A 21,772-nucleotide genomic window follows, 5' to 3' on the forward strand; every position below is an offset into this window, starting at 1 on the left:
TGAGATCACTTTCTACGCCTGGTGACGCACCCCTCACAAGCTGTCACGGAGGTCACAGCCTGGCCCTCGGGCCTTGTTGGAGATCCGGCACTGTGCTGGAATTCCACGGACCGCCGCGGGATCGAACCGGCGCAGGGGCGCGACGCAGCGCCTTGTGGCGGCGAAAAGGGGGAGCCAGCGCCGGTCACTTCACGACCACCAGGGGGCGCATCGGCGCCCCTGAACGACGCCGACACCGCCTCGCCGTTCTCGCGGAGAGGCGCCTGGTCCAGAGGTTGCGACGCTAGTGCAGGGACGTTTCAAGAGGGATGGCAGCGCTTCGGCGGAGCCGGAGCCGCACGGCGGGACCGACCGTGGTTCCTCGCCCCAGCACGCCCAGAACCCGGGACCGGCAGAGGTCGGCGGCGGCGACTCCGCACGCCCCGGCGCGAAGCCCAAGGGTGTCGGCACACCGGCCGCGAAGCCGAAGGGCTCGACGAGCCCCGGCACGCGAATAGCCCTGCGCAACTGGCGCATCTCCACGCGTCTGGTCTCGCTGCTCGCGCTCCCCGTGGTCGCCGCGACCTCGCTCGGCGCGCTGCGCATCAACCAGTCGATGGACGACATCCAGCAGCTCGAGAACATGAAGCTGCTGACCGACATGACCAAGCAGGCGACCGAGCTCGCCGCCGCGCTCCAGAAGGAGCGCGACCAGTCGGCGGGTCCGCTCGCGCACAGCCGCCCGGCCACCGACTACACCGTCAAGGGAGTCCGTGACGCCACGGACGTCGCCAAGAGGAACTTCCTCGAGGGCACCAAGGAGATCGAGGACGCCGCTGCGAACGGACAGCTCTCCGGCGTCCGGGAAAGCCTCGTCGGCATCGCGAGTGAGCTGTACAAGCTCAGCAGCATCCGCAAGGGGGCCTACGACGATCCCCAGAACGCGACGCAGACGGTCGAGGCGTACCACCGGCTGGTCACCCAGCTCCTCGACCTCTCGCAGGACATGGCCGAGGCCACCAGCAACCCGGAGATGATCCAGCGCACCCGAGCCCTGTCCGCCTTCTCCTCGGCGAAGGAGTACGCCTCCGTCCAGCGTGCCGTCATCGCCGCCGCGCTGCCCGAGAGCGACGACGTCTTCGGCAAGCTCTCCGAGAACGACCGGCAGTACGCGCTCTCCGCACAGGAGAGCCAGGATTCCGAGCTCAACGGCTTCAAGACCATCTACGGCGACGGCTTCGCCGACCTGCTCGAGCCCATCGAGGGCACCAACCCGACGATCGAGTCCGCCGACCAGTACGCGAAGCGTGTGCTGGGCGGCCCGGACGGACTCAAGACGCAGAACAAGCGCTCGTACAAGGACTGGGTGGACGACGACTCCGCCAAGATCCAGCAGATGTCGAACATCGAGACCACGCTGCTCAGCCAGATGGAGCAGAAGGCCCGTGAGCTGCGCAACGAGGCCGAGAGCGAAGCGCTCATCTCGGGTGCGCTGATCCTCCTGGTGCTCGGTGTCTCGCTCGTCGGCGCCTTCGTCGTGGCCCGCTCCATGATCCGCTCGCTGCGCCGCCTCCAGGACACCGCGACCAAGGTCGCCCAGGACCGGCTGCCCGAGCTGGTCAAGCAGCTGTCGGAGTCGGACCCGCAGGACGTGGACACCTCCGTCGAGTCGGTCGGTGTGCACTCCCGGGACGAGATCGGCCAGGTCGCCGCGGCCTTCGACGACGTGCACCGCGAGGCCGTACGACTGGCCGCCGAGCAGGCCCTGCTGCGGGGCAACGTCAACGCGATGTTCACCAACCTCTCGCGCCGCTCCCAGGGCCTCATCCAGCGTCAGCTCTCGCTCATCTCCGAACTGGAGTCCCGCGAGGCCGACCCGGACCAGCTGTCCTCGCTGTTCAAGCTCGACCACCTCGCGACCCGCATGCGCCGTAACGGTGAGAACCTCCTCGTTCTCGCCGGTGAAGAGCCCGGCCGCCGCTGGACCCGCCCGGTTCCGCTGGTCGACGTGCTCCGTGCCGCCGCCTCCGAGGTGGAGCAGTACGAGCGCATCGAGCTGGCCGCGGTCCCGGCCACCCAGGTCGCCGGCCGGGTCGTCAACGACCTCGTGCACCTGCTCGCCGAGCTGCTCGAGAACGCCACCTCGTTCTCCTCGCCGCAGACCAAGGTCAAGGTCACCGGTCACGCGCTGCCCGACGGCCGCGTCCTGATCGAGATCCACGACACCGGCATCGGCCTGTCCCCCGAGGACCTCGCGGCGATCAACGAGCGGCTCGCCTCGCCGCCCACCGTGGACGTCTCCGTCTCCCGCCGCATGGGCCTCTTCGTGGTCGGTCGTCTGTCGCAGCGCCACGGCATCCGCATCCAGCTGCGTCCCTCCGACTCCGGTGGTACGACCGCGCTCGTCATGCTCCCCGTCGATGTCGCCCAGGGCGGCAAGAAGGCTCCGGCCAAGCCGGGCCAGGGCGGCCCGGGCTCCGGTGGTCCGGCCGCCGCGCAGGCCTCGGCCGGTCTGGCCGCTGCCCGCCGCGGCGGCGCTCAGGGCGGCCCCTCGCTCGGCGCGGGTGCCCCCGCCGGTGGCGGCGGACGCATCAGCGCCCCGCCGCAGCGCGGACAGGTCGGCGCGGGCCAGGGTCCGCGGGCAGCGCTGCCCGGAAGCAACCAGGGCGGTTCCGCGCTGCCGGGCGGCAACCAGGGCGGTCGCCCGGGTGCGCCGGGCGGAGCGCGTGGGCCGCAGGGTCCGGGGGACTCGCAGCAGGGCAGGCAGGCTCCGGCCGGTGCCGGCGCCTTCGGGCAGGGCGCGCAGGGTTCCCCGCAGGGCCTGCATTCCGCCGGGTCCGGTGGCGCGCCGCAGGGCTTCGGTGACGGATCCGCTGCCCGCCAGGGTGGCTCCGATACTCGTCAGAGCAGCTTCGGTGACAGCGGCCCCGCGGCCGCGCCCGCCGCGCCCCCGCAGCAGCAGTCCGGCGGCAAGGGCAGCCGCCGCAAGCCGCAGCTTCGCGGCCGCGGTGGCGCACGCGCCGAGCTTCCCGGTGCCAACCCGGCGCCCCGCACGCCGAGTTGGAGCGACGACAACGCGCAGCCGCCCGTGCCGCGCGCGTCCCTCGACACCCCGCGTGGCCACGAGGAGCCCGACGCCACCTCGCGTATGCCGCGGATCGACGACCGTCAGGGCCCCGGCTCGACGTCCGAGTTCGCCCGTCCCGACTTCGACGCACCGCGCCCCGGTGCGGGTGCGCCGCAGAACACCGGGCAGTTCGTCCGCCCGGATGTGTTCGGTCCGTCCAACCCGGCTCCCGGGCACCAGAACCCGTCCACCACGGGCCAGTTCGCCGCTCCGGGCTACGGCGCCCCCCAGGACGCGTCGTCCACCGGGCAGTTCGCCCGGCCGGGCTACGGCCAGGACCCGTCGTCCACCGGGCAGTTCGCGACGCCCGGGTACGGCAACCGCCAGGACCCGTCGTCCACCGGGCAGTTCGAGCGGCCGCAGCCGCCGCAGCGGCCCGCGCACCGGCAGGAGCCCGAGGCACTGCCGCCGGCGACGGGCCCCGGCGACGGACGTACGCCGCTGTTCGACACGCTGGAGACCAACTGGTTCCACGGTCAGGCGAACGGGAACGGTGCCCACCCGAACGGCGCGTACCCCAACGGCTCCCAGGGTTCCCCGCAGGCCGCACCACAGCAGTCGCAGGCTCCCTCGGCTCCGCAGCAACGGCCGGCCGCCGCACCGGCCCCCGCCGCATGGCGCACCTCGCCGAACGACGACCTCGTCCGGCAGGCAGAACGCGTCCGTCAACCGTCGGCAGGCGGGGTCACCACCTCGGGCCTGCCGCGCCGCGTCCCGCGGGCGAACCTCGTCGCGGGCACGGCACAGCAGCAACCGCACCAAAGCGGTCCGCAGGTCTCGCGCGCGCCCGATGACGTGCGCGGTCGGCTGACCAATCTCCGTCGGGGCATTCAGCAGGGTCGACAGGCCGGCAGCGGCCAGACCGGCAGCTTCCCCAGCCCCACTCACCAGCAGGAGCGTTAGTTGAGCCCGATGAGCCAGGCGGCACAGAACCTCAACTGGTTGATCACCAACTTCGTGGACAACACCCCTGGGGTGTCCCACACCGTCGTCGTGTCCGCCGACGGACTCCTTCTGGCGCTGTCCGAAGGTTTCCCGCGCGACCGCGCCGACCAGCTCGCGGCCGTCGCCTCCGGTCTCACCTCGTTGACGGCCGGGGCATCCCGGATCTTCGAGGGCGGATCGGTGGCCCAGACGGTCGTGGAAATGGAGCGCGGCTTTCTCTTCCTGATGTCCGTCTCGGACGGATCGTCCCTGGCGGTCCTCTCCCACCCGGAATGCGACATCGGCCTTGTCGGCTACGAGATGGCCCTGCTCGTCGACCGTGCGGGCGCCGTCCTCACACCGGACCTGCGCGCCGAACTCCAAGGCAGTCTGCTCCACTGACCCGCTCTGGTTCTACCGACTGCACAACATCACCGTCCGGCCGCCACAATCCCCCCACCGGCCCCCATCGACGGCACGACTGACCAACTTGCTGTCCGCCCGGAGGATTCATGACCCCGCCCACCGCACCTCATGATGCGTATTCAGATTCGTACGGGGACGACGAGGGCGACCAGCCGCTGGTACGCCCTTACGCGATGACCGGCGGCCGGACCCGGCCGCGGTACCAACTCGCCATCGAGGCACTGATCAGCACAACGGCCGACCCGGCGCAGCTGATGGGGCTGCTGCCGGAGCACCAGCGGATCTGCCACCTCTGCCGTGAGGTCAAGTCGGTGGCCGAGGTGTCGGCCCTCCTGTCCATGCCGCTCGGTGTGGCCAGGATCCTCGTCGCGGACCTCGCGGAAGCCGGACTCGTCGCCATCCACCAGCCTGGCGGCGACGAGAACAACGGCGGCGCGCCAGACGTGACTTTGCTCGAAAGGGTGCTCAGTGGACTTCGCAAGCTCTGACGGAGGCCGGGCAACCACCTCCGCCAAGATCGTGGTGGCGGGTGGTTTCGGTGTCGGCAAGACCACGTTCGTGGGCGCCGTCTCCGAGATCAACCCGCTGCGCACGGAGGCCGTCATGACGTCCGCTTCCGCGGGCATCGACGACCTCACCCACACCGGGGACAAGACCACCACCACGGTGGCCATGGACTTCGGCCGCATCACCCTGGACCAGGACCTGATCCTGTACCTCTTCGGTACGCCGGGTCAGGACCGGTTCTGGTTCATGTGGGACGACCTGGTCCGCGGCGCCATCGGCGCGGTGGTCCTGGTGGACACCCGCCGGCTCGCCGACTGCTTCCCCGCGGTCGACTACTTCGAGAACAGCGGTCTGCCGTTCGTCGTCGCCCTCAACGGCTTCGACGGGCACCAGCCGTACAGGCCCGAAGAGGTCCGCGAGGCGCTGCAGATCGGTCCGGACGCCCCGATCATCACGACGGACGCCCGGCACCGTGCGGATGCGAAGGGTGCTCTGATCACGCTGGTCGAGCACGCGCTCATGGCACGGCTGCGGTAGTCGCCAAGTCGACAGTTCCATAAGGCAGTTGTCGTAGAAGCACTGGAGCCGACTGTGTCGTTTGACACGGTCGGCAATAGTGTTCATAACGTTTCGACAGAGAATTTTGCTGCCACCGACACGCCTCGCGGTCACCCGGTACCGCTGTGCTCACAAAAGCCCCGCCTTTTGGCGGGGCTCGCTCTTTATGACCGTTTTTTCAGGCGCTCACAGCACTCGGAATCGTTGGTTCCGACTGTTTGGAACGGCGCCGCCTGACGTGCTGGAATGCGCTGAACTGCCCATTAGTCAAGGGCGCTGGAGACATACCGCGGCACAAAGAAGGTGCCGACGCCGAGAGGTTGTTGGTCGAGTGAGGCGAAGCAAGAACGGTCCCGAGCCGTCGGCACGGGGCAACTTCACCCCGCCGCCGCGCGGAGCGGCGCCCGCACAAGTGCCCGGCCCGGAGCCCACTCCGGCGCCCGCGGCGAGCGGCAGCCGGCTGTCACCCCAGAACTGGCGGGTGCCCACCAGGCTGAACGCGATCCTGCTCATACCCGTGCTGGTCGGCCTCGTCATGGGCGGCTTCCAGGTGAAGGGCTCGATCGACACCTGGAACGAGGCGCGGGACGCCGAGAAGGTGGCGAAGATCGTGGCGGCCGCCGACGAGTACGCCGAGGCACTGCTGAACGAGCGCGACTTGTCCGCCGAGCCTCTGCTGCTGGGCGACCGGGACAGCACGACGGTCAAGAAGGCTCGTGCCGTCACCGATGAGAAGGCCGACGCCTTCCACCAAGAGGTCATCGGAAGGCCGGACAAGCCGGGGCTCGAGCGGCGGCTGGGCCTGGTGGAGAAGGCCGAGCCCCAACTCGAGCAGATCCGCAAAGCGGCGTTCACGAAGTCCATGGAGCCGGTGAGGACCGAAGAGGCTTACGTCACGGTCGAGCACCTGCTCATGGAGTTCTCGAACGAGTTGAGCCTCGGTACCGGCAACGTCACGTCCTATGGCCGTTCCGTGTACGCCATCGGGCTGGCCAAGGGCGCCGCGTCGCTGGAGCGCTCGATCGGTACCCACCTGCTCGTCAAGCCCAGCACCAGCGAGAAGAACCTCGCGGGGCAGGTCACCGCCTTCACGTCGTACGCGTACCTGGAGAACGTCGCTCTCGCGGAGTTCATCTCCGGTTCCACCGAGGACGACGCCGCCCGGCTCAAGGCCGTGATGGCGCAGAAGACCGCGGAGGGCAAGAGCCGGCTCGCCGAGGCCAAGAGCAAGGCCGAGGCCGCGGGCCGGCCCTTCGTCGCGCCGCCCTCGATGGACGACATGATCAAGGCGATCGGCAGCGGCGCCACGCCCACTCAGCTCGCCCAGCAGGGCATCACCCCCGAGACGTGGATGGGGGCCGCCACCCTCAAGTTCGAGGGCTTCAGCGAGGTCGAGAGGGAACTCGTCGACCGAGCGGTCGACGACGCCGCGGCCATCGCCTCCGACGCCCAGACCGACGCCTACGTCAACGGCGCCATCGTCGTCGTAGCCCTGCTCGCCGCGTTCATCATCGCCGGGCTGATGGCGCGCCAGATGAGCACCCGCATGCGCCAGCTGCGCAACGCGGCCTTCAGCGTCGCCGAGCAGCGTCTGCCGATGCTGGTCGACCAGCTCTCGCGCACTGATCCGGGCCGCGTGGACACCCGCGTACAGCCCATCCCGATCACCAGCACGGACGAGATCGGCGAAGTCGCCCGCGCCTTCGACCAGGTCCACCGCGAGGCCGTCCGGCTCGCCGCCGAGCAGGCCCTGCTCCGTGGCAACATCAACGCGATCTTCACCAACCTCTCGCGCCGCAACCAGTCGCTGATCGAGGGCCAGCTGACCCTGATCACCGACCTGGAGAACAACGAGGCCGACCCGGACCAGCTGGAGAACCTCTTCCGCCTGGACCACCTCGCGACCCGTATGCGCCGCAACGGCGAGAACCTCCTCGTCCTCGCCGGCGAGGAGCCCGGCCGCCGCTGGGACCAGCCGGTCCCGCTGGTCGACGTCCTGCGCGCCGCCTCCTCCGAGGTGGAGCAGTACGAGCGCATCGAGCTCTCCGGCGTCCCGGAGGCCGAGATCCACGGCCGTGCCGTGACCGACCTCGTGCACCTGCTCGCCGAGCTGCTGGAGAACGCCACCACGTTCTCCTCCCCGCAGACGAAGGTCCGCGTCACCGCCACCCGTCTCCCCGACGGCCGCGTGATGATCGAGATCCACGACAAGGGCATCGGCCTGACGGCCGAGGACTTCGCGGAGATCAACCACAAGCTGGCCAACCCGCCGAGCGTGGACGCTGCGATCTCGCAGCGCATGGGCCTCTTCGTGGTCGGCCGGCTGTCCGACCGGCACGGCATCCGCGTCCAGCTGCGCCCTTCGGGCGAGCAGGCGGGTACGACCTCCCTGGTCATGCTTCCCGACGCGATCACCCACGGTGGTGGCGGCGAGCAGCAGATGCAGCGCGACGAGTTCACCGTCTCGCAGATCATTCCGGAGCAGCGCTCGTTCGTGGGCGAGGACTTCCAGGCCCAGCAGCAGCCGATGCGTACGGCCGCGGAGCTCGGCTTCGACGACAGCCGCTACACCGAAGTCCCCGACGACATCCGTGAGTTGGACCCCGTGGGCCGCTCGCTGATGCGCGAGGAGCGCCGCGCGGCCCTGGAGGCCCAGGCGCACGGCCCGGAGGCCATCGAGGCTCCGCAGCGCTACGAGGACGAGTTCGACGCCCAGCAGCCCGCGTACGGCAACGGACAGGGCGGATACGAGGACCAGCAGGCGACGTACGACCAGCAGACGGCGTACAACGAACCGCAGCAGACTGGATATGACGAGCCGGGGCGGCCGTCGTATGAGGAGTCGTACTACCCGTCCAACGGCGGCTACCCTGAGCCCACTTATCCGGAGCCGGTGCAGGACGAGCGCTCCATGGGCCGGGGCGGCGCCCCGGAGACGTTCTCGGCGTTCCAGGAGCCGTCCTACCAGGACGACTGGCCGCAGCGGGACACCTACCAGGGCTCCTACCGCTCCGAGTACGCTGCGGAAGCGGAATCCTCGCAGGCCGCTGACGTGAGTGAGCAGGACCGCGTAGGCTTCAACCGTCCGGGACCGGCTCCCTCCGCACCCCACGCGGTGACCGACGCCGGGCTGCCCCGCCGCGGATCCACCGCGAGCGGCAACGTCAACGGCAATGGCCAGCACCCCGTGAACCCGAGGGAGCAGGCCGCGCCGGCGACCCCGGCCACGGACGGCGACGCCGACTGGCGCTCGAACAACGACGACCGGTGGCAGCGCGCCGAGCAGCTCCGCAAGCCCAAGGCGGGCGGGGTCACCTCGTCCGGTCTGCCCCGGCGGGTGCCCAAGGCCAACCTGGTCGAGGGAACCGCTGAATCGACCCCCCAGGGCGGCCCGCAGGTCTCCCGCGACCCCGCCGACGTCCGGGGCAGGCTGAGCAACCTGCGCCGCGGCGTACAGCGGGGACGCAATGCAGGTAGTGACACGAACGGCCAGGGCTTCGGTCCTGACAGCACCTACAACCAGGAGCGTTAGTGTGAGCCCGATGAGCCAGGCGGCACAGAACCTGAACTGGTTGATCACCAACTTCGTGGACAACACCCCCGGGGTGTCCCACACGGTGGTGGTCTCCGCCGATGGACTCCTTCTGGCGATGTCCGAAGGCTTTCCCCGTGACCGCGCCGACCAGTTGGCGGCCGTCGCGTCCGGTCTGACCTCGTTGACCGCGGGTGCCTCCCGCATCTTCGAGGGCGGCAGTGTGAACCAGACAGTTGTGGAGATGGAGCGGGGATTCCTCTTCATCATGTCCGTATCTGATGGTTCATCGCTCGCCGTCCTCGCACACCCGGAGGCCGATATCGGTCTCATTGGGTACGAGATGGCGCTTCTGGTGGACCGTGCGGGCACGGTTCTGACCCCGGACCTTCGAGCAGAGCTCCAGGGGAGCCTTCTCAACTAGCAGACAGACGGTGCGTATTCGCGTCCCGTGGCCGTAAGGTTTCGGGACGCGGTCCCACAGTGATGGGTGCCCGGCACAGTCGGAGGAGGAGAAAGTGGCAACACCCCCAGGCGGTTCGTCTTCGGGCAACTGGTCGTACGGCCCCGGCCAGGGGCAGGGCGGCCAGGGCGACGGTTCGCAGAACCCGTACAACTTCCCCTCCGCGCCGAGCCAGCGCCAGCCGTACGCGCCTCAGGGCCCCGGTCCGTCGCCGTACGACCAGCCGCAGGCGCCCCGCATCCAGCCTGTGCAGCCGCCGCGACGCACACGCGAGCCGTCGCCCGCGAGGGCGTCGAACAACCCCCTGGTGCGCCCGTACGCCATGACGGGCGGCCGCACCAGGCCTCGCTACCAGCTCGCCATCGAGGCGCTGGTGCACACCACCGCGCAGCCGCACCAGATGCAGGGCCAGCTGCCCGAGCATCAGCGGATCTGCAACCTCTGCCGGGAGATCAAGTCGGTGGCCGAAGTCTCGGCCCTTCTGACGATCCCTCTCGGCGTGGCCAGGATCCTCGTCGCCGACTTGGCGGAGGCGGGCCTGGTCGCCATCCATCAGCCCGGCGGCGACGAAAACGCCGGTGGCCAGCCAGACGTGACTTTGCTCGAAAGGGTGCTCAGTGGACTTCGCAAGCTCTAGCGGAGGGCCTTCCCGCTCCACCACGTCCGCGAAGATCGTGGTGGCGGGCGGCTTCGGCGTGGGCAAGACCACGTTCGTCGGCGCCGTCTCGGAGATCAACCCGCTGCGCACCGAGGCCGTCATGACATCCGCTTCCGCGGGCATCGACGACCTCACGCACACCGGAGACAAGACGACGACCACCGTCGCCATGGACTTCGGCCGCATCACCCTGGACCAGGACCTGATCCTCTACCTGTTCGGCACCCCCGGACAGGACCGCTTCTGGTTCATGTGGGACGACCTGGTGCGCGGCGCCATCGGTGCCGTCGTCCTGGTGGACACCCGCCGTCTCGCCGACTGCTTCCCCGCGGTCGACTACTTCGAGAACTCGGGTCTCCCGTTCGTCATCGCCCTCAACGGCTTCGACGGCAACCAGCCGTACAACCCCGAAGAGGTCCGCGAGGCGCTGCAGATCGGCCCCGACGCCCCGATCATCACGACGGACGCCCGCCACCGCGCGGATGCCAAGTCGACGCTGATCACACTGGTGGAGCACGCGCTCATGGCGCGCCTGCGCTAGCCCGAGGCTCGAACGGCCCCCGTACCTCCCGAGGGAGGGACGGGGGCCGTCTGCTGTCCCGGTCCTGTCGCCGTCGCCTGCCCGGCCTGCGCGCGAAGGCCCCGGCCGCCCTTGGGGGCGCCGGGGCCTTCGTACGTCGTGCGGGCTCAGTGCCAGCTGTGCGGCGCCCGGAAGCCGGGCTCGCGCTCCAGCCGCCGCCAGCCTGCCTTGGCGCGGCCGCGGTGGGTCGGGGTGGTGTCCGGCTGGGCGGCCGCGCGAGCCAGGAGGACGGCCGTGATGGCGGCGACTTCCTCGGGCTCGGCGTGGCCCTTCTCGACGCGGATGTCAGGGGTGTCCATAGGTCTCAGTCTCCGTGAGAGAGGTTTCCGCAGGGGTACCGCGGAAGATCCGCTGGGTTACTGCGGGGGGTTGCCGTGCTTACGGGAGGGCAGGTCCGCGTGCTTGGTGTGCAGCATCGCGAGCGACTTGATCAGGACCTCGCGGGTTTCCGCCGGGTCGATGACGTCGTCGACCAGACCACGCTCCGCCGCGTAGTAGGGGTGCATCAGCTCGGACTTGTACTCCTTGACCATGCGGACCCGCATGGCCTCGGGGTCCTCGGCCTCGGCGATCTGGCGGCGGAAGATGACGTTGGCCGCGCCTTCCGCGCCCATGACGGCGATCTCGTTCGTCGGCCACGCGTACGTGAGGTCCGCTCCGATGGACTGGCTGTCCATGACGATGTAGGCACCTCCGTACGCCTTGCGCAGGATCAGCGAAATCCTCGGCACGGTCGCGTTGCAGTAGGCGTACAGCAGCTTCGCGCCGTGCCGGATGATCCCGCCGTGTTCCTGGTCGACACCGGGGAGGAATCCCGGAACATCCAGGAGGGTGATGATCGGAATATTAAAAGCGTCACACATCTGGACAAAGCGCGCAGCTTTTTCGGAGGCCTCGATGTCGAGGACGCCGGCGAGGGTCTGCGGCTGGTTGGCGACGATGCCGACGACCTGGCCGTCGAGGCGGGCCAGTGCGCAGATGATGTTGCGGGCCCAGCGTTCGTGGACTTCCAGGTAGTCGCCGTCGTCGACGAGTTCCTCGATGACCTTGGCCATGTCGTAGGGGCGGTTGCCGTCCGCGGGGACCAGGTCGAGCAGGACGTCCGAGCGGCGGTCGGCCGGGTCCTCGGAGCCGACGCGCGGGGGGTTCTCGCGGTTGTTCTGCGGGAGCATCGACAGGAGGTAGCGCACCTCGGCGATGCAGGTCTCCTCGTCGTCGTAGGCGAAGTGGCAGACGCCGGACGTCTCGGCGTGCACGTCGGCGCCGCCCAGGCCGTTCTGGGTGATCTCCTCGCCGGTGACCGCCTTGACGACGTCCGGGCCGGTGATGAACATCTGCGAGGTGTCGCGGACCATGAACACGAAGTCGGTCAGGGCGGGGCTGTAGGCCGCGCCGCCCGCGCACGGGCCGAGCATCACGCTGATCTGCGGGATGACACCGGACGCCTTGGTGTTGCGCTGGAAGATGCCGCCGTAGCCGGCCAGGGCGGACACGCCCTCCTGGATCCGGGCGCCCGCGCCGTCGTTCAGCGACACCAGTGGCGCACCGGCCGCGATGGCCATGTCCATGATCTTGTGGATCTTCGTGGCATGCGCCTCGCCGAGCGCGCCGCCGAAGATCCGGAAGTCATGGGCGTACACGAAGACCGTACGGCCCTCCACCGTGCCCCAGCCGGTGACGACACCGTCGGTGTACGGCTTCTTCGCCTCCAGCCCGAACCCGGTCGCCCGGTGCCGCCGCAGCTGCTCGACCTCCTGGAACGAGCCGGCGTCCAGCAGCAGCTCGATGCGCTCCCGCGCGGTCAGCTTGCCCTTGGCATGCTGCGCCTCGGTCGCCCGCTCACTGGGGCCGCTCAGTGCCTCCGCACGGATGGCGTGCAGTTCGGCCACACGCCCGCGCGCGTCCGTGGGTTCGCCCGCGGAGCTCACGTCGCCTGCCGTGGCGCTCGCGGCGTCTGCGGATCCAGCTTCGTCCAAAACGGTCATGTAGCGACCTTACGAAGCCCACCAAGGAAAGCGAGCCGTCGACTCCGTACAGTCTCCGGCCCGTTTTCCTGGTACCCCTGAACAGAACCATGACCTCATGCAGGCGATCTGACTGTTCAGGGGCGCTTCGGCTTGTAGAGGTCACACAAAGCCGTCAGCCGAGAGTCACCTCACATTCATGAGTAGCACATGCCATCCATGGGGTGACACGGACCCTCGATCGGCGGCTCGCTCACGCGGCGCGCGCGTGCGGGTCAGCAGCCGCCGCAGTTGTAGTAGAGGACGTCCCAGTGGTTGCCCTCGTCGGCGTAGATGTTGCCGGATCCGGACCGCCACTGCGGGGCGCCGTCGCCGCGCAGGCCGATGTAGGTGAAGTTGTTCTTGATGTAGTTGCCGATGCACGTGTACTTGCTGTAGTCGAGCTTGTAGCCGTTCCAGTGCGAGTATGTGCCACTGGCGTGGCCGGTCTCGGTGCCGCCGGTGATGTTGAGCGCGCAGCCGCTGGCCTGCTTGAGCGTCTGGGCGCCCTTTGCGGTGGCGAGGTTGAGCTGCTCGAACGACGTACAGGTGGGGTTGTTGCGGTCGGAGCAGTTGCCGGACGACGACCAGGTGATGCCGACCGAGCGGAACATCGACGTCGCCGTGGCATGGCTGATCTTGGTGACGGCGAAGGCGTCGGTGGCGGTGCCGACGACGGCGGCACCGGGGGCGACGACGAGAGCGAGGGCGGTCAGGGCGGAGCGGAACTTCATGAGGACCCTTCCTGCAAGAGACCGGCGAACGGCCGGACGGCCATGCTTCCTGTGAGGCGGATGTGCAGGCGGTGCAGGCGGTGCACGGCGATGGTGCCCGAGGTCTACGCCCGTCGACCAGAGGGCGAACGCGATCGACTCAAAGTAGCGCCGCCAACACGTTGCGGATGATGTTGAAAATTGAATGGAATAGGTTTACGGTCTCTGACGTTGACCTCGTTGAATATTCAACATCAACGGCCGCTGGTTCCGCACGGAACCGCGACCCCTCCCCCAGGAGCACCTCATGGGCATCTTCAACCGCAAGAGCACGACCGACGCCTCCGCCGCCAAGGCCGCCACCGCGGTGAGCCCCGACCTCGCGGCACTGACCGGCACCTACACCCTCGACCCGTCGCACTCGGCGATCGGCTTCGTCGCCCGTCACGCGATGGTGACGAACGTCAAGGGCGGCTTCACGGAGTTCGAGGGCACCCTGAACCTGGACGGCACGGACCCGTCCCGGTCCACCGCCTCGATCGACGTCACGATGACGAGCGTCGAGACCGGCAATGCCGACCGTGACGGGCACCTGAAGAGCGCCGACTTCTTCAAGACCGACGAGCACCCGAAGATGACGTTCCGCTCGACCAAGGCCGAGGCCCTGGGCGGCGACGGCTACCGGATCACCGGCGACCTGTCGATCATGGGCACCACCAAGCCGATCACCATCGACCTGGAGTGCCACGGCGCCGCGCAGGACCCGTACGGCAACGTGCGCGTCGGCTTCGAGGGCAAGGCCGAGATCCTGCGCTCCGAGTGGGGCCTCACCTGGAACGCGGCGCTGGAGACCGGCGGCGTCCTCGTCTCCGACAAGATCAAGCTGGTCCTCGACATCTCGGCGATCAAGAACGCCGGCTAACCCGATGTTCCTCAGCCGGTAGACCGGTACGGCACCGGCCGAACCCCTCCCCCGTCGGCTCCCGAAGCACGCCCGCCTTCCGATTCCCCCGTGTCCGGAAGGCGGGCGCTTCGGCGTGTACGTGCCTCGGAGGTCAGGGGAATCCTGCGAGCAGGACAAGAGATTCGAGTCACACGGGAAGGTCCCGCGCTCACTCACCCCCGTACAGCCTCCGCAGATCCACGAGAACCACCTCGCCCCGATCCCCCGCGGCCCGCAGCTCGTCCGTGAATCCCGCCCCGCCGTAGCAGGCGAGCCGCACCACCGACGTGTCCGCGCCGGCCGTGTCCCGCGAGCAGCGACTCGGCGTGTCGCAACCGGTCGAGAGGGCGGCGCCCTTCGCGCGGCCCCGTTCACGCGGCCCCGTTCACGCGGCCCCGTTCACGCGGGGCCGATCGCGCGATGCCGGGGCGGCGCCGGTCACACGGCGCTCCGATTACCCAGCAGCTCACGCCGCCCCACTCACGCAGCACCGTTCACGCAGCACCGTTCACGCAGCACCGTTCACGCAGCGCCCTTCGCGCGGGTCCTTCGTCAGAAGCCTCCGCCGAAGTCTCCTCCCCCGCCGAAGTCGCCGCCCCCGCCGAAGCCGCCGCCGAAGTCGCCCGGGTCGAAGTCGGAGCCCGAGACGTCGCCGCCGGCGTAACCGCCGCCGAAGTCGCCGTAGCCGGAGCCGTAGTCAGCCGCGTACGAGGGGCTGGACATCATGCTGCCGAGCAGCGTGCCGACGAGGAGGCCGGGCAGGATGCCGCCGCCGAAGTAGCCGCCCGCGTACGGGCCGTATGCCGGGCCGGCCTCCCAGTACGGGCGGCGGCCGTAGTCCGTCTCGACCTCGCGGATCGCCGGGTCGGCGCCGTCGGCGAGGCGGGCCCGGTCCGCCGCGCAGACCGGGACCTCGCGGGACGCGCCGCCGGCGGGCGTCCAGGGAGCATCGGCGACCGACGGGCCGTGCCGCGGGTCGAAGAAGCACGGGGCGCGGCGCTCCGGGAGCGCGCGGCCCTCGCGGCGCGCGGCCAGTACCGCGAGCGAGAAGCGGCCGTCCTCCAGGGCCTCGGTGACGGCTCGTACGTCCTCGGGGTGCCGGGCCTCCGCCATACGCGACTTCGCCTGCTCGTAGGCGTCCAGCGCGCGCTCGTAGTCCGCGCGCATCACGTCGTTCGCGCCCGCCTCCCCGGGGTGGAAGTCGAGCCGGTCGAGCTCCTCGCCGAAGGCCGTGATGTCCTCGTCCACGACCACACGGAGCTTGTCGAGCGCTTCCTGCTGCTCCTGCTCCCTGCGGTGGCGGTTGCGGCGTACGAGCGTGTACGCGCCGGCGCCGCCGGCCACGATCACCGCGCCGGCCGTGATCAGGGCCGCCGTGGAGACGCCGCCTCCCGTGTCGCCGCCGCTCCAGCTCGCGGGGCCCGAGCCGCCGATATTGGTGACGGCGCGGTCGGTGAAGTCGTTCAGCTGGGTCGTCGCGTTCTCGCCCTGGACGCTGGTGACGAGGTTCTGCACGGCGGTGCGGGACATCACCGCGGAGTCGGCCCGGGCGTCGAAGCTGTCGCCGAGCCTGATGGCGTACAGGCCGGTGATGCCGGTGGCGGTGCGCAGGTTCTGGAAGAGGTTCTCGGAGGGGAAGTCGGCGGGCAGGACGGCCACGAGGATGGGCTTGTCCGCCTTCTCTATCTTCTGGGTGAGGTCGTCTGCCGCCGAGGTGGACAGCTGGGCGGAGGCGGCAGGGTCGACGTAGACCGGGCTCTCGCGGAGGGCTGCGGCGATCGTGTCGATGTCGGTGGCTGCGTGGGCTTGGGGAGCGGGGGCAGCGAAGGCCGCCAGGGCGGCGAGCGCCAGCGCGATCAGCAGGCCTGTCAGTCCTCGGATGAGTGAGGCCTTCATGTCTTCGAAGCTACCCGAATGTGGGGTAAAGGGAACATCTGGGCTGGTGGGGTGGGTGCGGGTGGGCGGCTGGGGTGGGTTTTCCACCCCAGCCGCCCCTGCCCATTCCCCTACCTGGGGGCTACCGCCCCCAGACCCCCGGCGTCACGCTTCGCGCTCGTCCTCAAACGCCGGACGGGCTGAAGTTCCGGTACGCCTCCGTCAGCTTCTCCACGGCGTCCCCGTACCGGCCCGTCAGCAGGAGGTGGTCCGCCTCGGCGAACGGCTTCGCCGTCGCGGGGGTGATCGTCGAGGCGAGCTTCTGCTGGACGAGGAGGCGGGCCTTGGTCACGGCGGTGCGGCCGGTTTCGGACGATCCGGTCCGGTCGGCCGCCCGGGCCAGCACGGCCAGGCCCCTCAGGGCCGAGGCGCCGCCCGTCGGAACCTTCGTCAGGGTCGTGAGGCCCCAGCCGTACGGGAACTGCGGATCGTACGACGTGTCACCGACGTTGATCGGCAGTTGGGCCTCGGACTTCGGCCAGGTGACCGGGAGCTGACCGGTGAAGGCGCGCTTTCCGTAGAGGACGTCGGCCACGCCGTCGCCCTCCGTGCCGGGAAGCCAGGAGGCGACCAGGGCGTCGACGTCGGCGAGCCGGTCGCCGATCAGCTGCGGGCGGCCCGAGACGATCAGCACCGCGCACTTCATCGCGCCGCACACCTTGTCCACGGCGGCCTGGTCCGCGGCCGTCAGCTCCAGGTCGTTGCCGTTGCCGACGTCGCCCACACCCTCGGCGTACGGGGTCTCGCCGACGACGACCACGCCCACGTCGTACCCGCCGGTGGGCGCCGAGGCGTCCTTCGAGTAGGTGACGTCACCGCCCGCCTTCCGCATCCCCTCCAGGATCGTCGTGCCGTCCGTGATCTTTCCGGACGAGCCCTGCCAGGTGATCGTCCAGCCGCCGGTCTGGTTGCCGATGTCGTCGGCGTTCGATCCGGCGACGTACACCTTCTGGGACGTCTTCAGCGGCAGCGCGCCGTTCGCGTTCTTCAGCAGGACCTGCGACGCGGCCGCCGCCTCGCGCGCCACCGCCCGGTGCGCCGGCGAGCCGATCCGCGACGCCCCGCTCGTGTCCGCGTAAGGCTTCTCGAAGAGGCCCAGTCTGAACTTCTGCGTGAGGATGCGGGAGACCGCGTCGGTGACGCGCTTCTCACTGACGCGCCCCGCCTTCACCTCGTCGATCAGTGTTGTACGGAAGTCCTTGTACGCGTGCGGGACCATGATCATGTCGAGGCCCGCGTTGACGGACGTACGGACGTCGGACGCGTAGTCGCCGGGGATCTGGTCGATGGCCGCCCAGTCGCTGATGACGAAGCCGTCGAAGTCCATACGGCCCTTGAGCACGCCGTTGATCATGTCCGCGCGGGCGTGCATCTTCACCGGCCCCTGGCCGTCGCCGAGGATGTCGAGCGAGGAGTAGGAGGGCATGACCGAGCCGATGCCGCGGTCGACCGCCGTCCCGTACGGGGCCAGGTGCACGGCCTCCAGCTGCTGCCGGGTGACCTTGGTGACGCCCTGGTCGATGGTGTACGAGCCCGTCGTGGACGAGCCGTACTCCGTGCCTCCGTCGCCCACGAAGTGCTTCGCGGTGGCCAGCACCTTGTCGTCGTCCTTCAAGTCCCGGCCGTCGCGGGCTCCTTGGAGTCCCTGGATGACCGTCTCCATCGACTCGACGAGGGCCGGGTCCTCGCCGAAGGCCTCGTACGAGCGGCCCCAGCGCTCGTCGCGGGTGACACAGAGGCAGGGGGCGAAGTCCCAGGGAATGCCGGTGGCGCGGACCTCGGCAGCCGTCACCGAGCCCGTCTCGTAGGCCAGTTGAGGATCGCGGGTGGCACCGATGCCGATGTTGTGCGGCATGATCGTCGAGCGGACGAGGTTGTTGTGGCCGTGCACCGCGTCCACGCCGTAGATCAGCGGGATCTGGAACCGGGTTGCCTGCGCCCGGAGCTGGAAGCCGTCGATCATCTTCGCCCACGCCTCGGGGGTGTTGGGCGTCGGGGTCGAGCCGCCGCCGGACAGGAGCGAGCCGAGGTCGTACGCCGCGATGTCACCCTGCGCGGTGAGCGCGCCGCGCTCGGCCTGGGTCATCTGCCCGGCCTTCTCCTCCAGGGACATGCGCGAGACGAGGTCGGCGACCCGCTTCCGCACGGGCAACTTCGGGTCGAGGTAAGGCAGTCCGTGGGCGTCGACGACGACCTGTGGGGTCTCGGCGGGGGCCTTGGCTCCGCTGACCGTCAGCTTCAGGGGGATCGTCTCGGCGGATTCCGCGGCCTTGTCCTTGCGGGTGGTCACGGAGACGGTGTGTGACGTGCCGGACGCCGTGCCCGCCGGGAAGGTGATCTCGCCCTTGACGGGGGTGTAGTCCCTGCCGGACTCGGCGGTGCCGCCCGCGCTCTCGTACGCCACGGTCACCGGCTCCTCGATCGGGACCGAGCCCGTGGTCGCCACGGAGATCTTCACGGCGGCCGTGCCGCCCTCCTTCACCGGGTGAACGGCGGAGTCGGCGACGACGGAGGCCCGCAGGGCCGGGTCGGCCTTGCCGTACAGCTCGACGTCGTCCATGGCGAACTGGCCCTTGACGCCGACCGGGAGCGTGACCGCGTACCCCCACATCTGGGTGAGTCCGAGGACCTGGTCGATGCCGCCGACGGGCTGGTAATCCGTTCGATAGGCGAAGTCGGTGAAGGGGATCTCGACCTGCTTCCAGCCGGTGAAGTCGTCGGTGAAGGACATCGTCCAGAGTTCGGAGGCCTCCCCGTTGGCGCCGCCGTCCTTGATCTCGAAGCTGATCTTCTTGGCGTTGTTCTGGCCGTCCCACCAGAAGCGGATGCCCTTGTGGGCGGACCAGTCGTGGGCGGGCCCGTCGAAGGCGAAGTCGTGGGTGAAGCCGCCGTAGCCGCTGATGTCGTAGCTGCCGGTGAGGACCTTGGCGCCCTCGGGGGCGTCGGACCGGGCGGTCAGGGCCAGCGCGGGCGGGTCGTCGGCGTCGCTCCCCCAGGGGAAGATGCCGTCGGCGGGCGGGTTCGCGAACGGGACCTCGCCCTCGAAGGCGTCGACGGGTACCGGGGCCGGTTCATCGGCCCCGGCGGCTGCACCCGCGGAGGCCAGCGGCAGCAGCCCGGTGAGCAAGGCGGCGGAGGCGAGCAGGGCGGTTCTTCGCATGGACCTTCCCTCGACTCTCTCGTGCGGTCTCTTGAACTCCTGTGGTCCTGTGGTCCTGTGGTCCTGTGGTCCTCGACTCGTACAGTCCGGTTCTCCTGGACTCGTACCGTCCCGTTTCCCTGGACTCGTACGGTCTTCTTACGACTTAGATCATGGCGTGAGTTAACTGGCGTCCCGGTAAGCCGTCAAGACTTCACGCCAGAACCGGTACGCACTCAAGTCCCGTCCGGATCAAGGACGTTGTCCTTTCGGAATATGAACGCGCACCCCCTTGACGCGCCTACGAAGCCGTCATTTACTCACGGCTCGCACGCCCCACTCCCCCACCCCCCAGAAGGGCGGCGCACCATGAGCTTCCTGAGAAGACGCACCCATGCGGCCCGGCTGCTCGTCGCCGGGATGCTGACGGCGGTCGGTCTGACCGCCGTGCCGGCGGCGCCCGCGCACGCCGCGGGCGAACCGGTCACCGCCTGGCTGACCACGACGGACGACAGCGGCGGACGCCATGTCGTCCGCGGGCTCCAGGCGCAGACGCCGTTCGCCTTCCAGCCGGGCAGCGGCGGAAGCGGTGAGAACATCACCGTCGACGAGAACACCCGCTATCAGACCTTCACCGGGGGCGGCGCCTCCTTCACCGACACTGCCGCCTGGCTGATGAACAGCAGCGGGGCGCTGACGCAGGCCACGCGGGACGCGACGATGCGGAAGCTGTTCTCGCCGACGGACGGGATCGGGCTGTCCTTCCTGCGGAATCCGATGGGCGGCTCGGATCTCGCCCGGTTCGGGTACACGTACGACGACGTGCCGGCCGGCCAGACGGACCCGGGCCTGACGCGGTTCTCCATCGCGCACGACCTGGCGGACGTGGCGCCGCTGACCAAGCAGGCGCTCCAGCTGAACCCCTCGCTGACCGTGATGGCCTCGCCGTGGACCGCGCCGGCCTGGATGAAGGACAGCGGGCAGCTCAACGGCGGCTGGCTGAAGGCGGAGTACTACGGCGCGTACGCGTCGTACTTCGTGAAGTACCTTCAGGCCTACCGGGACCAGGGTGTGCCGGTGTCGTATGTGACGGCCCAGAACGAGCCGACGTGCTGCTCGGGCTATCCGTCGATGAGCTGGAACGCATCCGGGCTCGCCTACTTCACGAAGAACGAACTGCTGCCCGAACTCCAGGCGGCGGGGCTGTCCACGAAGGTCCTCGCGCACGACTGGAACTGGGACGTGTACGACGCGTACGCCGCCCAGACCGTCGACGACGCGGCGGTGCGCTCCCACCCGAACTTCGGCGGGATCGCCTGGCACGGCTACGGCGGCGACGTGGCGAAGCAGACCGCCGTGCACAACCAGTACCCCGGCCTCGACGCCTTCGGCACCGAGCACTCCGGTGGCACCTGGATCGTTAACCAGCAGCGCGAGGACATGCTCAACATCGTGGACTACACCCGGAACTGGGCGAAGTCGGTGACGAAGTGGTCGCTGGCCGTGGACCAGAACCGGGGGCCGCACAACGGTGGGTGCGGGACGTGCAGCGGGCTGATCACGGTGCACAACGGGGACGGTGCCAGCGGGACCGTCGACTACACGATCGAGTACTACACGATGGGGCATCTGACGAAGTTCGTACGGCCGGGAGCGCAGCGGATCGCCTCGACGGCGTCGTCGGCCGTGCCGAACGTCGCGTGGCGGAACCCGGACGGGTCGAAGGCGCTGATCGCGTACAACGACGCGTCGTCCGCGAAGACCGTGACCATCAACTGGGGGTCGCAGCACGCGACTTACTCCCTGCCGGGCAAGACGTCGGCCACGTTCACCTGGTCGGGGACGCAGGCGGGTGAGGGGGAGCAGTCCGGGGCGTTCGTCGGGCTCGCGGGCAAGTGTCTTGATGTGGCGGGGGGTTCCAGTGCGAATGGGACGGCTGTTCAGTTGTACGACTGCAACGGGTCTGCTGCGCAGGGCTGGACCGTGAAGGCGGACGGGTCCATTCAGGCGCTGGGGAAGTGCCTTGATGTCACGTCGGGGGCTACGGCGGACGGTGCGAAGGTGCAGCTGTACGACTGCAATGGGACCGGTGCGCAACGCTGGTCGTACAATTCCGCGACCGGGGACGTCGTCAACACTGCCGCGAACAAGTGCCTTGACGTGACGGACAACTCGTCGGCCAATGGGGCGCGGGCACAGATCTGGTCCTGCACCGGGGCGGCCAACCAGAAGTGGCGGCTGCAGTAGGTTTTTCGCCCCCTCCGCCCCTGCCCGTCCCGTACCTG

At 69.5% G+C, this 21,772-nt stretch carries 15 protein-coding genes; 10 read left to right on the top strand and 5 right to left on the bottom strand.

Annotated features, from left to right (window positions below):
• Positions 1-286: 286 nt before the first annotated feature.
• From C4B68_RS11520 to C4B68_RS11560, 8 genes are all read left to right on the top strand, one after another.
• On the top strand, positions 287-4,009 hold the full coding sequence (locus tag C4B68_RS11520; protein WP_099502666.1) for a sensor histidine kinase: 3,723 nt from the start codon (positions 287-289) through the stop codon (positions 4,007-4,009).
• A gap of 9 nt (positions 4,010-4,018) precedes the next feature.
• Positions 4,019-4,432 carry a roadblock/LC7 domain-containing protein gene (locus C4B68_RS11525; protein ID WP_099502667.1) on the top strand — a complete coding sequence of 138 codons (414 nt, stop codon included), beginning with the start codon at positions 4,019-4,021 and terminating at the stop codon, positions 4,430-4,432.
• Positions 4,433-4,542: 110 nt separating this feature from the next.
• Complete coding sequence (locus C4B68_RS11530; protein ID WP_099502668.1) at positions 4,543-4,944, top strand: DUF742 domain-containing protein; 402 nt, start codon at positions 4,543-4,545, stop codon at positions 4,942-4,944.
• Positions 4,925-5,500: a GTP-binding protein gene (locus tag C4B68_RS11535; RefSeq protein WP_099502669.1), complete on the top strand. Its 576-nt coding sequence runs from the start codon at positions 4,925-4,927 to the stop codon at positions 5,498-5,500. Before C4B68_RS11530 ends, C4B68_RS11535 begins: the two co-directional genes overlap by 20 nt.
• 352 nt (positions 5,501-5,852) lie before the next feature.
• A complete protein-coding gene (locus C4B68_RS11545; RefSeq protein ID WP_180289286.1) occupies positions 5,853-9,053 on the top strand; it encodes a sensor histidine kinase in 3,201 nt (1,066 codons plus the stop codon).
• Between the two features lie 10 nt (positions 9,054-9,063).
• Positions 9,064-9,477, top strand: a complete 414-nt coding sequence (locus C4B68_RS11550) for a roadblock/LC7 domain-containing protein (RefSeq protein WP_005479603.1) — start codon at positions 9,064-9,066, stop codon at positions 9,475-9,477.
• Between the two features lie 94 nt (positions 9,478-9,571).
• Positions 9,572-10,153: a DUF742 domain-containing protein gene (locus C4B68_RS11555; RefSeq protein ID WP_099502671.1), complete on the top strand. Its 582-nt coding sequence runs from the start codon at positions 9,572-9,574 to the stop codon at positions 10,151-10,153.
• The gene (locus C4B68_RS11560) at positions 10,134-10,715 is read left to right on the top strand and encodes a GTP-binding protein (RefSeq protein WP_099502672.1); all 582 of its coding nucleotides are present in this window, start codon (positions 10,134-10,136) and stop codon (positions 10,713-10,715) included. Before C4B68_RS11555 ends, C4B68_RS11560 begins: the two co-directional genes overlap by 20 nt.
• A 146-nt stretch (positions 10,716-10,861) precedes the next feature.
• Here the strand turns inward: C4B68_RS11560 and C4B68_RS11565 are convergent, their stop codons facing one another.
• The 3 genes from C4B68_RS11565 to C4B68_RS11575 all read right to left on the bottom strand — a co-directional run bounded on the left by C4B68_RS11565 (position 10,862) and on the right by C4B68_RS11575 (position 13,491).
• Positions 10,862-11,053: an acyl-CoA carboxylase subunit epsilon gene (locus C4B68_RS11565; RefSeq protein ID WP_099502673.1), complete on the bottom strand. Its 192-nt coding sequence runs from the start codon at positions 11,051-11,053 to the stop codon at positions 10,862-10,864.
• Positions 11,054-11,110: 57 nt separating this feature from the next.
• A complete protein-coding gene (locus C4B68_RS11570; RefSeq protein ID WP_240634304.1) occupies positions 11,111-12,739 on the bottom strand; it encodes an acyl-CoA carboxylase subunit beta in 1,629 nt (542 codons plus the stop codon).
• A gap of 254 nt (positions 12,740-12,993) precedes the next feature.
• Positions 12,994-13,491: a hypothetical protein gene (locus C4B68_RS11575; RefSeq protein WP_099504704.1), complete on the bottom strand. Its 498-nt coding sequence runs from the start codon at positions 13,489-13,491 to the stop codon at positions 12,994-12,996.
• 286 nt (positions 13,492-13,777) lie between these two features.
• On the opposite strand from C4B68_RS11575, the gene C4B68_RS11580 reads away from it, so the two are divergent.
• On the top strand, positions 13,778-14,392 hold the full coding sequence (locus tag C4B68_RS11580) for a YceI family protein (RefSeq protein ID WP_099504705.1): 615 nt from the start codon (positions 13,778-13,780) through the stop codon (positions 14,390-14,392).
• Between the two features lie 573 nt (positions 14,393-14,965).
• Here C4B68_RS11580 and C4B68_RS11590 read toward each other — a convergent pair.
• A complete protein-coding gene (locus C4B68_RS11590) occupies positions 14,966-16,309 on the bottom strand; it encodes a hypothetical protein (protein ID WP_099504706.1) in 1,344 nt (447 codons plus the stop codon).
• 163 nt (positions 16,310-16,472) lie between these two features.
• Complete coding sequence (locus C4B68_RS11595; RefSeq protein ID WP_099504707.1) at positions 16,473-19,508, bottom strand: glycoside hydrolase family 3 protein; 3,036 nt, start codon at positions 19,506-19,508, stop codon at positions 16,473-16,475.
• Between the two features lie 348 nt (positions 19,509-19,856).
• Between C4B68_RS11595 and C4B68_RS11600 the strand changes: the two genes are divergently transcribed.
• On the top strand, positions 19,857-21,734 hold the full coding sequence (locus tag C4B68_RS11600) for a ricin-type beta-trefoil lectin domain protein (RefSeq protein WP_338059734.1): 1,878 nt from the start codon (positions 19,857-19,859) through the stop codon (positions 21,732-21,734).
• The last annotated feature ends 38 nt before the right edge of the window (positions 21,735-21,772 follow it).

Source organism: Streptomyces dengpaensis, assembly GCF_002946835.1.
Lineage (GTDB): Bacteria > Actinomycetota > Actinomycetes > Streptomycetales > Streptomycetaceae > Streptomyces > Streptomyces dengpaensis.